Raw genomic sequence first — 13,931 nt, forward strand, 5'->3', positions numbered from 1 at the left:
GTACCTTTCGTCAACTGTGCCAACGTTGGTGGTGCCGTCTCTTTCCGGCCTCAGGTGCCGCAGATCTTTCTCTGTTCCTGATCAATTGGCCGGCTGTCCGGGTAACTGGATCCAGTGATGACGATCAGTATCCGGCCCTGGTGGCCACAATCCATCAGGCACGGCCAAATCGCAGGCTGCAGATCTGAACTGCAGCCCAGAACAAATCATCGCGTCCAGCTCTCGCTCTGGCCGCCGTCGAGGGGGAAGGATCCTTCGTGACAGAAACCACTGAGCTGTCTTCAGCTGTGGACACAACATCTTCTGCTGCCGAGTCGTCAACGGCAGCAACCACCAAGAGCAGCGGGCTTGCGGGCCTTAAGCTTGCCCAGCTTCAGGCTCTCGCGAGCCAGCTGGGCATTTCCGGGGGATCGCGCATGCGCAAGGGAGACTTGGTCTCGGCCATTTCGGCCCACCGCGCAGGTACTCCCACCACGAAGGCTCCCGCCAAGGCCTCAGCCCCGGTCAAGGCCAACGCTGCCGTAGCCAAGGAAGCTCCGGCCGCGGAGGTCAAGGCCTCGGACAACGGCGCCTCTGCCGAGTCGGCTGAAGCCCCGGCCCAGGAAGCCCCGCGTGCCCGTGGACGTGGCCGAAGCCGCCGCGCCACCAGCGACGGCGTCGTAGCGGCGGCTGAAGCCGCATCGGCTCCGGCTGAGCCCGTAGCTGCACCGGTTGCTGATGCACCTGCTTCAGTGGAAACGCCGGAGGCAGGCACTGAACGCCGCCAGCCGCGCACCCGTAACCGCCGCCGTGGCGAAGCAGCCGCAGCCCCCGCTGAGGCATCGGAGGCTCCGGCCGCTGAGCCGCGCACCGAACAGCGTGCCGACCGCACCGAACAGCGCGAACAGCGCGCCGACCGCACCGAACAGCGCGAACAGCGTGGCGACCGCACCGAACAGCGCGAACAGCGTGCCGACCGCACCGAACAGCGTACTGAACAGCGCGAGCAGGCCGATTCCGGCGAGCAGCGCGACCGCCGCGATAACACCCGTGGCCGCCGTGATGACAACAACGACGGCGAAGACACGGGCAACCGTCGTAACCGCAGGAACCGTCGTGACCGCAACGACCAGAACGATCGCAGCGATCGCCGCGGCGGTCAGGACAGCCGTGACGGGAACACCCGCAGCGACCGTTTCCGTGACCGCAACGAACGCCGCCGTGGCCGTGCCCAGGGACCGGACGTTGACGACGTCGAGGTCACCGAGGACGATGTGCTGCTGCCCGTAGCTGGCATCCTGGACGTCCTGGAGAACTACGCGTTCATCCGTACGTCCGGTTACCTCCCCGGTGCCAACGACGTCTACGTTTCGCTGGCACAGGTCAAGAAGTACAACCTCCGTAAGGGCGACGCCGTCGTGGGTGCCATCCGCGCACCGCGTGATGGCGAAGACCGCAGCCAGCAGTCCGCCCGCCAGAAGTTCAACGCGCTTGTCCGCGTTACTTCCGTCAATGGCAAGACTCCGGAAGAGCTCAAGGACCGCGTCGAGTTCGCAAAGCTCGTCCCGCTGTACCCGTCCGAGCGCCTGCGCCTGGAAACCGACCCCAAGAAGATCGGTCCGCGTGTCATCGACCTCGTGGCTCCGATCGGCAAGGGCCAGCGTGGCCTGATTGTCTCCCCGCCCAAGGCTGGTAAGACCCTCATCCTGCAGTCCATCGCCAACGCCATCACCACCAACAATCCTGAGGTCCACCTCATGATGGTGCTCGTTGACGAACGTCCCGAAGAAGTCACGGACATGCAGCGCACAGTCAAGGGTGAGGTCATTGCCTCCACCTTCGACCGTCCCGCAGACGATCACACCACCGTTGCCGAGCTCTCCATCGAACGCGCCAAGCGCCTCGTGGAAATGGGCATGGACGTGGTAGTCCTCCTGGACTCCATGACCCGCCTGGGCCGCGCCTACAACCTGGCAGCACCGGCCTCCGGCCGCATCCTGTCCGGTGGTGTGGACTCCGCAGCTCTGTACCCGCCCAAGCGCTTCTTCGGTGCTGCCCGCAACATCGAAAACGGCGGCTCGCTCACCATCCTGGCAACGGCTCTCGTGGAGACCGGCTCCAAGATGGACGAAGTGATCTTCGAAGAGTTCAAGGGCACCGGCAACATGGAGCTCCGCCTGTCCCGTCAGCTGGCTGACAAGCGAATCTTCCCGGCTGTGGACGTCAACGCGTCCGGCACGCGCCGCGAAGAGAACCTGCTCTCGCCTGAAGAAGTCAAGATCATGTGGAAGCTGCGCCGCGTCCTCTCCGGACTGGAGCAGCAGCAGAGCCTTGAGCTGCTGACCAACAAGATCCGGGAGACACAGAGCAACGTCGAGTTCCTCATGCAGGTTCAGAAGACGACGCTCGGAGCGAAGTCGGATAACGACAAGTAGCTGTGCTCTAACCGCTCAAAATATGCCGGCCCCGCCCCTACGCCGGGTAGCTTCCGATAGGCGATCGGAAGCTACCCGGCTCCGGCAGGCCCGAAGCCACTCCCTGGCCGGCATATTTTGAGCGGTCTTTGTTTAAGGAATCCTTGGCCCGACACCACGTGAGGTCAGAGACGGCCCAGTGGGCCCCAAATGGGCTGTGCGTGACCACACGATGCAGTTATTAGACTTGTAGAAGTCGAAAGAGGTTTGAGAATGTTTGAGTCCGTACAGGGATTGCTTGATGAGCATGCTGCTATTCAGGCGCAGTTGAGTGATCCTGCCGTTTATGCTGATCAGTCTGCGGCCAGGAAGTTGGGACGGCGATCTGCTCAGCTTCAGGGCATTGTGGAGGCTTACAACAAGTGGCGCGGGCTCAACGACGATCTTGAGGCTGCCAAGGAGATGGCTGACGAGGATCCCGAGTTCGCCGCTGAAGTAGTGCAGTTGGAAGAGCAGATCCCCGCAGCTGAGGAACGTCTTCGCCGGCTGCTGATCCCGCGCGATCCTGATGATGCCCGCAACGTGATCCTGGAAGTCAAGGGTGGCGAAGGTGGCGATGAAGCTGCGTTGTTCGCCGGCGACCTCCTGCGCATGTACATGCGCTACGCCGAATCCCGTGGCTGGAAGACCGAAATGATCTCGGCCACCGAATCTGACCTCGGTGGTTACAAGGACGTCTCCGTCGCGATCAAGGGAAACTCCAACGATCCCGCAGAAGGTGTCTTCGCCAGGTTGAAGTTTGAGGGCGGTGTCCACCGTGTGCAGCGCGTTCCCGTGACCGAATCGCAGGGCCGTATCCACACCTCCGCTGCAGGTGTCCTGGTTCTTCCCGAAGTCGATGAGCCCGAAGAGCTCGAAATCAACCAGAACGACCTCAAGATCGACGTTTACCGTTCTTCAGGTCCCGGTGGCCAGTCCGTGAACACCACTGACTCCGCCGTCCGCATCACCCACTTGCCCACGGGCATTGTCGTGGCGATGCAGAACGAGAAGTCGCAGCTGCAGAACCGTGAAGCCGGCATGCGCGTTCTTCGTGCCAGGCTCCTTGCCCACCAGCAGGAGCAGATCGACGCCGCCAACTCGGAACAGCGCAAGTCGCAGATCCGCACCATGGACCGTTCGGAGCGCATCCGCACGTACAACTTCCCGGAAAACCGGATTGCGGACCACCGCACGGGTTATAAGGCCTACAACCTCGATGCCGTGATGAACGGCGATCTTGAGCCCGTCATCCAGTCGGCCATTGAGGCTGACGAACAGGCGCGCCTGGACGCCATCGGCGAATAGCACACTGCCGCACCTCAACAGCAGAGTAGATCCATGACGTTTTACCCAGGCCAGAGCCTCGCGGACGCAGTTCGCGAGGCTACTGCCATTCTTACCGAGGCGGGCGTGCCCACGCCGCGCGTGGACGCGGAACTTCTCGCAGAGCACCTCCTGGGAGTCGGCCTTGGCCGGCTTCGCGCGATGCTCCTCGGCAGTGATCCTGCGCCTGAAGGCTATGCGGACCTGGTGGCCGAACGTGCCGCGCGGGTGCCGTTGCAGCACATCACCGGCGTCGCCTATTTCCGGTACCTTGAACTGCGCGTTGGCCCCGGTGTGTTCATACCCCGGCCTGAAACGGAATCGGTGGTCCAGTTGGTCATCGACCACCTGGCAGGAATGCCACATCCCAAAGTAGTGGACCTTGGCACCGGATCCGGTGCGATCGCCGGCTCGATTGCCCACGAGATCCCGGGTGCCGAAGTCCACGCAGTTGAGTTCAGTACTTTTGCGCACGCGTGGGCCGCGAAGAACCTGGAACCCTTGGGGGTCACGCTCCTGCAGGGCGATCTCAGGGATGCGCTGCCCGAACATAACGGAACCTTCGACGTCGTCGTTTCCAACCCGCCGTACATCCCGGCGGAGGCGATACCCACCGAACCGGAAGTTGCACTCCACGATCCACCCGAGGCACTGTACGGTGGGGGAGCGGACGGCATGGAACTCCCGACGGCGGCAGCAGCCTCTGCGGCGCGGCTCCTGAAACCAGGCGGCTACTTTGTGATGGAACACGCTGAAGTCCAGGCGGCGTGGATCGCAGGGATGCTCCGGGGAACGGGACGTTGGAATGACGTCACCACGCACTTTGACCTGAACGGCAAGGAACGTGCCACCAGCGCACTGCTGGCAAGCGCCGCTCCTGATGAGTGAAAGAATAGGGCTGTGACCACAACCTACAATTGCACTTCCGATGACCAGCGGACTGAAGGCCTTCAGCACGCCCAGCGCGCCATCAGCGAAAAGAAGTGCATCGTGCTTCCCACTGACACTGTTTACGGCATCGGTGCGGACGCCTTTTCACCCCTGGCCGTCACCCTGCTGCTCGCTTCCAAGGGCCGCAGCCGCCAGATGCCCCCGCCGGTGCTGATTCCCCGGATCAATGCCCTGGATGGACTGGCCACCGATGTACCGGCGGATGCCCGGGCACTCGCTCAGGCTTTCTGGCCCGGTGGACTGACCCTCATTCTGCACGCCCAGCCATCCCTGGACTGGGATTTGGGCGATACCAAAGGCACCGTAGCCCTTAGGATGCCAGACGACGAGATCGCATTGGACCTCCTGAGCCTGACCGGCCCGCTCGCAGTCTCCTCCGCCAACCGCACAGGCCAGGAGGCGGCCCAGACAGCTTCCGAGGCCCGCCTCCAGCTGGCTGAATCGGTGGAGGTCTACCTGGAAGGCGGGTTCCGGCCCGTCAAGGGCACCGCAGCGCTGCCGTCCACGATCGTCGATGCCACGTCCACGCCATTCCGTGTGGTTCGCCAAGGCGCCATCGAGCTCGAACGCCTGCGCGAAATCGTTCCGTCCATCCTTGGTTTCGGGGAAGCCCTTGGGGCTGAGGTCCCGGGACAGCAGTCCGAACCTGAGGAAACTGCCTCCGGTGACGCGCAGGCGGACGTATCGGAACCTGCCGCCGTTGAACAGGAACCTGCGGCCGACATCGCGGAACCAGGCGCTCCAGTCCAATCCAAGCCCGAATGATTCCCGACCGCCAACGCGTCCCCGTCCTTGACGTCGACGCCACTCCGCTGCGCGTTGATGAGCTCATCAATGCCCTGGGCGGCCTCATTGCAGCGGGCACCACCGCCACGGTGCTGGGTCACAACCTCCACAGCATTACGCTTTTCCACTCCTGCCCGGAGTTCCGCTCCCTCTACCGGGACAGTTCCATCGTCCTGCTGGACGGCGCGCCCGTGGCCTTGCTGTGGGGCCTGGCCCACAGGAAGCAATTACATCCACTGGGCCAAGGAGCCATGGCTTACCGGCTAGGGTCAATGGATTGGATTCCTGATCTCGGGAAAGTGTCCGGCTTGCAGCGCGTGGCAGTGGTTGGCGCTGGTCGTGAGGCCAACACGAAGGCCGTCATGCGGTTGCGGTCCATTGCGCCCGGCGTCACCGTTGACGGAATGCCCGGTGAAGACTGGGATGGCGCCACGGAGGCCGCCGTAGTGAACTGGCTCAGCGACTTCCGTCCCCAGCTGGTGCTCCTGGGTTTGGGGATGCCCCTCCAGGAAGCTGTCCTCCAGCGACGACTCGCGGAGTTGCCACCGGCTGTGTACTGCGCAGTCGGAGGGGCCATTGAACAGGTTGCAGGCGTCCAGAAACTCGCTCCGCGCTGGCTGGGGCGCCTTGGCCTGGAATGGGCCTGGCGCCTCCTGCTCCATCCTGGGCGGGTTGCCTACAGGGTATTTGTTGAACCGTGGAAGCTGGCAGGCCTCTTGATTCGCCGCCGCTTCCAACCATCCCAGACCGAAGGCCAGTGAATGACCTCCCAACCCATTGTGGTCGCCGTCGTGGTGACCTATAACCGGCGTGAACTTCTCCAGACAACCTTGGCGGGGATCGCCTCGGGCACCCGGGTGCCGGACGTCGTCGTCGTCGTCGACAACGCCTCCACGGACGGAACAGCGGAGTTCCTGCAGACCTACCAGGGGCCGGTGACCACGGACGTGGTGACGTTGAATACCAACGTAGGCGGCGCAGGAGGCTTCGCAGTCGGCATGGAACGCGCAGTCCTCGACCATCGCGCAGACCACGTGTGGATCATGGACGACGACACTGAGCCCCAGCGCCCGGCGCTGCAGGAAGCACTGGACCTTGCCCAGGCATATGGGCAGGACACAGGAGACGTCCCTGGTTTCATCGCCAGCCGCGTTGTGTGGACTGATGGTCGCGACCATCCCATGAACCGCATGCGCCCCCGGATGGCCGCAAGCGAAGAATCCCGAAGCGCGGCTGCCCGACTCGGTGCCACGCAAATCCGGAGCGCTTCGTTCGTTTCGGTCCTCATTCAGGCAGCGGAAATCAGGCGCCACGGACTGCCCATAGCGGACTACTTCATCTGGAACGATGACCTGGAGTACACCGCCAGGGTTTCCCGCAAGGGCATAGCATTGAGCACCAACGCGTCGGTTGCCAACCACCACACGAAAGTCTTTGGTGATGCCGGCGCCGACCCGGGTCCCCGCTTTTACTACGAGGTGCGCAACAAGGTGTGGGTCTATACGCGGTCCAACGCACTGGCGCCGTGGGAAAAGGCGCTCTTCACTGGTGCTTCCCTGCGAAACTGGACCCGGACGATCATCGCTTCCAAAAACCGGAAAGTACTGTTGGCAGGACTTTTCAAAGGCCTCCGGGACGGCCTTAAGGCGCCGCGTCCCAACGCCGAAGTGTTGGCCGGAATCTACGCGCTGCGTGATGTCCGGCAGCCCGTCCGGCAGTAAAAAAGCGGTGCTAAGGCAGCTAAACAACTTGGGGTTCTGCGGCTGCGTCACAGGCTGGTCACGGCCGATGGCATTAGTATCGTGACAAGAGTCCACGAAAATCCCGCAACATTCGGCAGAGCCGGTGCAGGCATGGCGACGGAGTAGTTCCATTTATCCACAGACAGAATTCCACACCTTGAGCTGCCCGGGATTCCCCGGCATCCAGGCGGGGATCCGGCCACGTTCGCTGACAAGCGCTTCCGATCCAACCGGCGGACAAATTCCGGGAGCCGCAGCATGATCATGTATCTGCTGATGGCGCTTACGGCTGCCGTGGTGTCCTACGCGGGGACGTGGGGCGCACGCGTGGCCGGGAACAAGCTGCGGCTCTACAGGCCCATCCGGAGCCGCGACATGCACTCCGTGCTGATTTCCAAGCTGGGCGGCCTGGGCATTTTCGCCGGCTTCTTCGTCGCGTTGGTCGTTGCCAGCAATACCTTCTTCGTCAGGGACATTTTCAGGCACAACGATGCTCCATGGGGGATTCTCGCGGGCGCCGTCGTCATCGTGGCGGTTGGAGTGGCGGACGACATCCTGGACATCCGCTGGTGGATCAAACTGCTCGGACAAGGAGCGGCTGCGCTCATTGTGGCTGTCTGGGGAGTCCGGATGTCCGTCGTCCCGTTCATCCCCGAACCGATCTTCCTGGGCTCCGAGGTGGTCCAGATTGTTCTCACCGCGGGCCTGATTGTCACCACCATGAACGCCGTGAACTTTATCGACGGGCTCGATGGACTGGCAGCAGGGGTGGCAACCATTGGCGGGGGAGCGTTCTTCCTCACCGCCTACTGGGTCCACCGCAACAACCCCTCCACCGACAATTCAGACCTGGCGACACTACTGATGGCCATCCTGGTTGGCAGCTGCATCGGCTTCCTGCCCCATAACTGGTTCCCGGCAAAGATCTTCATGGGGGATTCGGGAGCCATGCTGATTGGGCTGCTCATGGCTTCCGCCGGCGTCGTGGCGACGGGACAGATCGGGTCCGGCCTTTACGATCGCGCAAACGGTATCCCCACAGTGGTTCCCATCCTCCTGCCCTTCGCGGTCCTGTCCCTTCCACTCCTGGATCTGGGGATGGCGGTGATCCGGAGGACGGCAAGGGGACAGTCGCCATGGTCCGCCGACCGTGGGCACCTCCATCACAAGCTGGTTGACCTGGGGTACTCGCACCGCACCGCCGTCGTCATGCTGTATGTGTGGACCTGCATCCTTGCGTTCGGCGGCGTCGCCTTCGCTGTATTCCCGTGGCAGGTGGTACTCATCGTTGTCATCGCGGCAGCGCTCGTCATGGCGGCAGTCACGGCGTGGCCCTACTTCACCCGGAACTCGACGCGGCCGGGGGAGCAGTAGATGAAGTCTGGTTAGAGTCACAGTTCTATCTCATGTAGAATTCTTACTGCGGACAGTCACTCGCCCGTAAATCCCCCTTTGAGAAGATGGCACCTGTGCCACAAGGATTGGTATCCCCATGACATCCAACGCCGAAACCGGACGACCGTCCGGTCAACGTAGTGTTGGATCTGTTGGCGGCCAGTCTTCGTTGTGGCTCCGGTTGCTCATGCTCAGTGCCGCAGCAGCGGTGGCAGCAACAGCCATAACCTGCGTCATCGCGGCCTTCATGAACGGCGGGCAAGGCGCTCTTTCAGCAGCGTTCGGTTCCGCCCTGGTCATGCTCTTCTTCGGAATCAGCCTCCTGATCGGCCACTTTGTTGGCCGTAACAACCCTTCCGGCGCAGTCGGGCTCTTTGTTGCCACGTACTTCATCAAGGTGATCGGATTCGCCGTGGTGCTCTTTGTGCTCGGCGCTCCGGACTGGCTCCACCACCGCTGGTTCCTGATTGGTGCTGTGGTTGCCGTTGTCTTCTGGCAGGCCGCGGAAATCTACGGCTTCAGCAAGGCCCGCCTCCAGATCTACAACGACCCAGCCGAGCAGAAGGACGGTCCGGATGTCTCCGCGTAAGCGCTATTCACGCCCGTCCCTTCCTGCCCAGCAACCTGCCAGCGGCAACGAAACCGGCAACGACGGAAACGACGGCGGATATAACGCCGGTATGGCTGTCTTCAGCTACATCATTGGCGGGATCATTGTCTGGAGTTTGGTAGGCTGGGGTCTGGATAATCTGTGGGGGACCCGCTGGATTGTGCTCCTTGGCGCTCTGCTGGGAGCCGCAGGAGGGTTCTATCTTTCCCATATGCACGGCCTCACCAGGCAAAGCACCACTCCTGGCGAGAGTAACGCAGACAGCGGTCCGTCCACGGACGGGGACAGTAATGCCAAATAATTTCACACGGATGACGAATGCGTCCAACGCGTCCGGACTCCAACCAATGCCCAATGATGGACACAGCAGAGAGGAAACGCGTTGATCGCGCTTGCGCTCCCCGCCCAGGATTCGGGGTCCTTCACCCCACCCGGAATCGACGAAATGCACCTGCCGGCAATCCTGCCTTGGGGTGCGCACGATGGCTTCTCCAAGCAGATGCTGCTGGTGATCCTATCGGTCGTCATTATCGCTACATTCTTTATCCTCGCTGCACGTAAGCAGCAGCTGGTTCCCGGCAAGCTGCAGTTCGCAGGCGAGATGGCCTATGGCTTCGTCCGCAACAGCATCGCCAAGGACATCATCGGCGGCAAGGACTTCATCAAGTATGTTCCGCTGTTGTTCAGCTTGTTCTTCTTTATTTTGGTCAACAACATCTATGGCGCGATCCCCGTCATCCAGCTGCCAAGCTTCTCCCACGTTGGTGGAGCGTACGTGCTGGCAGGGATCGTCTTCTTCACCTGGATCGCAATCGGTGTCAAGAAGAACGGCCTGAAGTACTTCAAGCTCGCAACCGTGCCGTCGGGAATCCCGTGGTACATCCTGTTGATCGTCGTACCGATCGAGATCATCTCCAACTTCCTGGTCCGCCCCGTCACGCACAGCCTCCGTCTGTTCGCGACCATGCTGGCCGGCCACCTGATCGTGATGCTTGCCGGTTCCGGCATCGAGTTCCTTGTCATGCAGGAGAACGTACTGCTCAAGGGCGCATCGGTCCTGGTTCTGGTTGGTGCGATCGCCATGTACATGCTCGAGGCCCTGATCATGGCCCTGCAGGCATACGTGTTCACTTTGCTGACCGCGATCTACATCGAAGGCGCCCTGCACGCCGACAGCCACTAAGGCTCACAACACTTCCCCTTGCGGGGATGAAGCAACCCAAACAACCTGCCGCACGGGCGGCATCTTGAAAGGAAGAAAAAATGGAAGGCACCATCAACGGCTCCCTCAACCTCATCGGCTACGGTCTTTCGGCCATCGGCGGTGGTATCGGTGTGGGTCTCGTGTTCGCCGCGTACATCAACGGTGTTGCACGTCAGCCGGAAGCTCAGCGTGTGCTGCAGCCGATCGCGTTCCTTGGTCTGGCACTGACTGAAGCTCTTGCCATCCTCGGCCTCGTCTTCGCTTTCGTTCTTTCCTAATAACAAGAACCCAAGCGAATTCGACGCACGAGTAGATAGGACGGGTGAAATATGAATCAGCTGATCATCTCAGCCGCCACTGAAGGCGAAGCGAAGAGCAACCCGCTCGTTCCCAACGTCTGGGAAATGGGCGTTGTCCTCGTCGGCTTTGCGGTCCTCTTGTACATCGTGGTCAAGTTTGTTGTCCCGATGTTCGAGAAGACCTTCGCAGAGCGCGCCGAAGCAATCGAAGGTGGCATTGCAAAGGCCGAAGCGGCCCAGGCAGAAGCTTCTGCAGCTCTTGAAGAGTACAAGCAGCAGCTCACCGACGCCCGCGCCGAAGCCAACCGCATCCGCGAAGAAGCACGCGCCGAAGGCGCCCAGATCCTCGCGGACCTCAAGGCCAAGGCAGCTGCCGAGTCCGCCCGGATCACCGAGCAGGCACACGCTGCCATCGAATCGGAGCGTCAGGCAGCTGTTGTCTCGCTTCGTTCCGAGGTTGGCACCCTGGCCACCACGCTGGCCGGACGCATCGTTGGTGAAGCACTCACCGACGACCAGCGCGCCGCACGCGTTGTGGACCGCTTCCTTGCTGATCTGGAGACCCAGAGCGCAGGTGCAGCTAAGTAATGGCAGGTATATCGAGCGAATCGCTGACCACAGCACTGGCGCAACTGGAAGCCAAGCTTCCTTTCGCCTCGCTGCAGTTGGCTAAGGACCTCTTCGGAATCCTGGGAACGGTGGACAGCTCGGCTGGCTTGCGCCGCGCCCTGACTGACCCGTCCCGTACCGGAGACGAGAAGTCGGCGCTGGTCAAGCAGCTGGTTGGCGGGAAAGTCTCCGCTGATGCTGCTGAGATTGCAGGCGGGTTGGCCAGCTCACGCTGGGCATCCGCACGCGATATCGGCGATGCACTCGAGACCCTTGCCGCCACGGTGGTCATTGCCGTAGCTGAAAACAAGTCGGCCGTTTCTGCCTCCGGTATCACGGGGCTGGAAGAGCTGGAAAACGATCTGTTTGCTTTCAACCAGGCCGTCGCTTCCAGCCACGAAGTACAACGTGCTTTGTCTGAGCCGCAGGCGTCGCCCGCGGCAAAGATCGCACTGGTCGAGAAGCTTGTTCCTGGCATCAGCGAGGAAGCCAAGGTTCTCATCAGCCAGGCAGTGACGCATCCGCGGGGTGTCAAGCCGAGCAAGCTTGTCGAGTCCTTCGCCAAGCTTGCAGCCAAGCGCCAGCAACGCTGGATTGCAACCGTCAGCGTTACCCGTCCGTTGACGGAAACGCAGGCCAGCCGTCTGCAAGCCGGGCTGAACGCCCTTTACGGCCGCGAACTGAAGGTCAACGTCAATGTCGAACCGGCACTGATCGGCGGAGTCCGCGTCCAGGTAGGTGACGAAGTGCTTGACGCTTCGGTCATAGCCCGCCTGACCGAACTTCGCCGCCAGCTCGCTGGCTAAGCAAAGACAAAGCACAACTTAACTGATATAAATCCCGGTCATCGTGAGCAACGATGATCACGAAAACAGGAGAGCAGGGACTGCAGATGGCCGAATTGACCATCAACGCCGACGACGTCCGTAATGCGTTGAACGAGTTCGCGGCGTCCTACGAACCCGGTAACGCAGAGCGCGTAGAGGTTGGTCGTGTGACCACCGCAAGTGACGGCATCGCCCGTGTTGAGGGTCTTCCCTCGGTCATGGCGAACGAGCTGCTTCGCTTCGAAGATGGCACGCTGGGCCTCGCCCAGAACCTCGACGTCCGCGAGATCGGTGTCATTATCCTCGGTGACTTCACCGGTATTGAAGAAGGCCAGGAAGTTCACCGCACCGGTGAAATCCTGTCCGTTCCGGTTGGCGACGCCTTCCTGGGTCGCGTTGTCGACCCCCTGGGCCAGCCGATCGACGACCTTGGCGAGATCAAGGCAGAGGGCACCCGTGCACTGGAACTCCAGGCACCGGGCGTTACCGAGCGCAAGTCGGTTCACGAACCGATGCAGACCGGCCTCAAGGCTATCGACGCCATGATCCCGATCGGCCGTGGCCAGCGTCAGCTGATCATTGGTGACCGCCAGACCGGTAAGACCGCGATCGCAGTGGACACCATCATCAACCAGAAGGCCAACTGGGCTTCGGGCGATGTCACCAAGCAGGTACGTTGCGTCTACGTTGGTGTTGGCCAGAAGGCTTCCACCATTGCAGCCGTCCGCCAGACCCTCGAGGACCACGGCGCACTGGAGTACACCACCATCGTGGCGTCCCCGGCATCCGACCCCGCTGGCTTCAAGTACCTGGCACCTTACGCAGGTTCTGCCATCGGCCAGCACTGGATGTACGGCGGCAAGCACGTCCTGGTGATCTTCGATGACCTGTCCAAGCAGGCAGAGGCTTACCGCGCCGTGTCCCTGTTGCTGCGCCGTCCGCCGGGACGCGAAGCTTACCCGGGCGACGTCTTCTACTTGCACTCCCGCCTGCTGGAGCGTTGTGCAAAGCTCTCCGACGAGCTCGGCGCAGGTTCGATGACCGGTCTTCCGATCGTTGAGACGAAGGCGAACGACGTTTCCGCCTACATCCCGACCAACGTGATCTCCATCACCGATGGCCAGATCTTCCTCCAGTCGGACCTCTTCAACGCCAATCAGCGTCCTGCTGTTGACGTTGGTGTGTCTGTGTCCCGCGTTGGTGGTGCCGCACAGGTCAAGTCCATGAAGAAGGTCTCCGGTACTTTGAAGCTGGACCTGGCCCAGTACCGCGACATGCAGGCCTTCGCCATGTTCGCATCCGACCTTGACGCTGCTTCCCGTCAGCAGCTGACCCGTGGTGCCCGCCTGATGGAACTGCTCAAGCAGGGCCAGTACTCGCCCTTCCCGGTCGAGAACCAGGTTGTCTCCATCTGGGCCGGTACCAACGGCTACCTGGATGACGTTCCGGTTGAGGACATCAGCCGTTTCGAGTCCGAGTTCCTGGAGCACCTCAAGCACCAGTCCTCCATCCTGACCACGCTGGCCCAGACCAACGTCCTGGATGACGACACCGCTGCTGCACTGAAGGAAGCCATCGTTTCCTTCAAGAAGGGCTTCTTCGGCCAGGGCGACAACCACTTGGTTGGCGCAGGCCACGAAGAGCACGCAGCGATCGCCGGCGGCGACGTCGACCAGGAAAAGATCGTCAAGCAGAAGCGCTAGTTTCGATAACCTGCCCTGCCGGGGTCCGCGAGGGCCCCGGCAGGGCA

Annotated in this window: 14 protein-coding genes; all 14 read left to right on the top strand. The window is 61.8% G+C overall.

Annotation, left to right across the window (positions count from 1 at the left end):
• Positions 1 to 257 precede the first annotated feature (257 nt).
• The 14 genes from rho to atpA all read left to right on the top strand — a co-directional run bounded on the left by rho (position 258) and on the right by atpA (position 13,884).
• Positions 258 to 2,414, top strand: a complete 2,157-nt coding sequence (gene rho, locus ACNQOP_RS11210; protein WP_416404487.1) for a transcription termination factor Rho — start codon at positions 258 to 260, stop codon at positions 2,412 to 2,414.
• Between the two features lie 252 nt (positions 2,415 to 2,666).
• Positions 2,667 to 3,740 (top strand): peptide chain release factor 1, encoded by a 1,074-nt coding sequence (gene prfA / locus ACNQOP_RS11215; RefSeq protein WP_235521614.1) that lies wholly within the window; start codon positions 2,667 to 2,669, stop codon positions 3,738 to 3,740.
• Positions 3,741 to 3,773: 33 nt separating this feature from the next.
• Positions 3,774 to 4,646, top strand: coding sequence for a peptide chain release factor N(5)-glutamine methyltransferase (prmC, locus tag ACNQOP_RS11220; protein WP_257369147.1), 873 nt, complete (start codon positions 3,774 to 3,776; stop codon positions 4,644 to 4,646).
• A 12-nt stretch (positions 4,647 to 4,658) separates the two neighbouring features.
• Positions 4,659 to 5,474 carry an L-threonylcarbamoyladenylate synthase gene (locus ACNQOP_RS11225; RefSeq protein WP_416404488.1) on the top strand — a complete coding sequence of 272 codons (816 nt, stop codon included), beginning with the start codon at positions 4,659 to 4,661 and terminating at the stop codon, positions 5,472 to 5,474.
• Complete coding sequence (locus ACNQOP_RS11230) at positions 5,471 to 6,256, top strand: WecB/TagA/CpsF family glycosyltransferase (RefSeq protein ID WP_416404489.1); 786 nt, start codon at positions 5,471 to 5,473, stop codon at positions 6,254 to 6,256. The genes ACNQOP_RS11225 and ACNQOP_RS11230 overlap by 4 nt, the downstream gene beginning before the upstream one ends.
• The gene (locus tag ACNQOP_RS11235; RefSeq protein WP_416404490.1) at positions 6,257 to 7,216 is read left to right on the top strand and encodes a glycosyltransferase; all 960 of its coding nucleotides are present in this window, start codon (positions 6,257 to 6,259) and stop codon (positions 7,214 to 7,216) included.
• 279 nt (positions 7,217 to 7,495) lie between these two features.
• The gene (locus ACNQOP_RS11240) at positions 7,496 to 8,611 is read left to right on the top strand and encodes an MraY family glycosyltransferase (RefSeq protein ID WP_416404491.1); all 1,116 of its coding nucleotides are present in this window, start codon (positions 7,496 to 7,498) and stop codon (positions 8,609 to 8,611) included.
• Positions 8,612 to 8,729: 118 nt separating this feature from the next.
• Positions 8,730 to 9,221, top strand: a complete 492-nt coding sequence (locus ACNQOP_RS11245; protein ID WP_416404492.1) for a hypothetical protein — start codon at positions 8,730 to 8,732, stop codon at positions 9,219 to 9,221.
• Positions 9,208 to 9,543: a hypothetical protein gene (locus ACNQOP_RS11250; RefSeq protein ID WP_257369142.1), complete on the top strand. Its 336-nt coding sequence runs from the start codon at positions 9,208 to 9,210 to the stop codon at positions 9,541 to 9,543. Before ACNQOP_RS11245 ends, ACNQOP_RS11250 begins: the two co-directional genes overlap by 14 nt.
• An 81-nt stretch (positions 9,544 to 9,624) precedes the next feature.
• A complete protein-coding gene (gene atpB, locus ACNQOP_RS11255; protein WP_235521606.1) occupies positions 9,625 to 10,425 on the top strand; it encodes a F0F1 ATP synthase subunit A in 801 nt (266 codons plus the stop codon).
• 80 nt (positions 10,426 to 10,505) lie between these two features.
• Entirely contained in the window at positions 10,506 to 10,724 is a 219-nt protein-coding gene (gene atpE, locus ACNQOP_RS11260; protein ID WP_011775261.1) for an ATP synthase F0 subunit C, read from the top strand.
• A 51-nt stretch (positions 10,725 to 10,775) separates the two neighbouring features.
• Positions 10,776 to 11,333 carry a F0F1 ATP synthase subunit B gene (locus ACNQOP_RS11265; protein WP_211711546.1) on the top strand — a complete coding sequence of 186 codons (558 nt, stop codon included), beginning with the start codon at positions 10,776 to 10,778 and terminating at the stop codon, positions 11,331 to 11,333.
• Positions 11,333 to 12,160 (top strand): F0F1 ATP synthase subunit delta, encoded by an 828-nt coding sequence (locus tag ACNQOP_RS11270; RefSeq protein WP_416404493.1) that lies wholly within the window; start codon positions 11,333 to 11,335, stop codon positions 12,158 to 12,160. The genes ACNQOP_RS11265 and ACNQOP_RS11270 overlap by 1 nt, the downstream gene beginning before the upstream one ends.
• Positions 12,161 to 12,246: 86 nt before the next feature.
• A complete protein-coding gene (gene atpA / locus ACNQOP_RS11275) occupies positions 12,247 to 13,884 on the top strand; it encodes a F0F1 ATP synthase subunit alpha (RefSeq protein WP_211711786.1) in 1,638 nt (545 codons plus the stop codon).
• The last annotated feature ends 47 nt before the right edge of the window (positions 13,885 to 13,931 follow it).

This window comes from Arthrobacter sp. LFS091, from assembly GCF_047977885.1.
Taxonomy (GTDB): Bacteria; Actinomycetota; Actinomycetes; order Actinomycetales; family Micrococcaceae; genus Arthrobacter.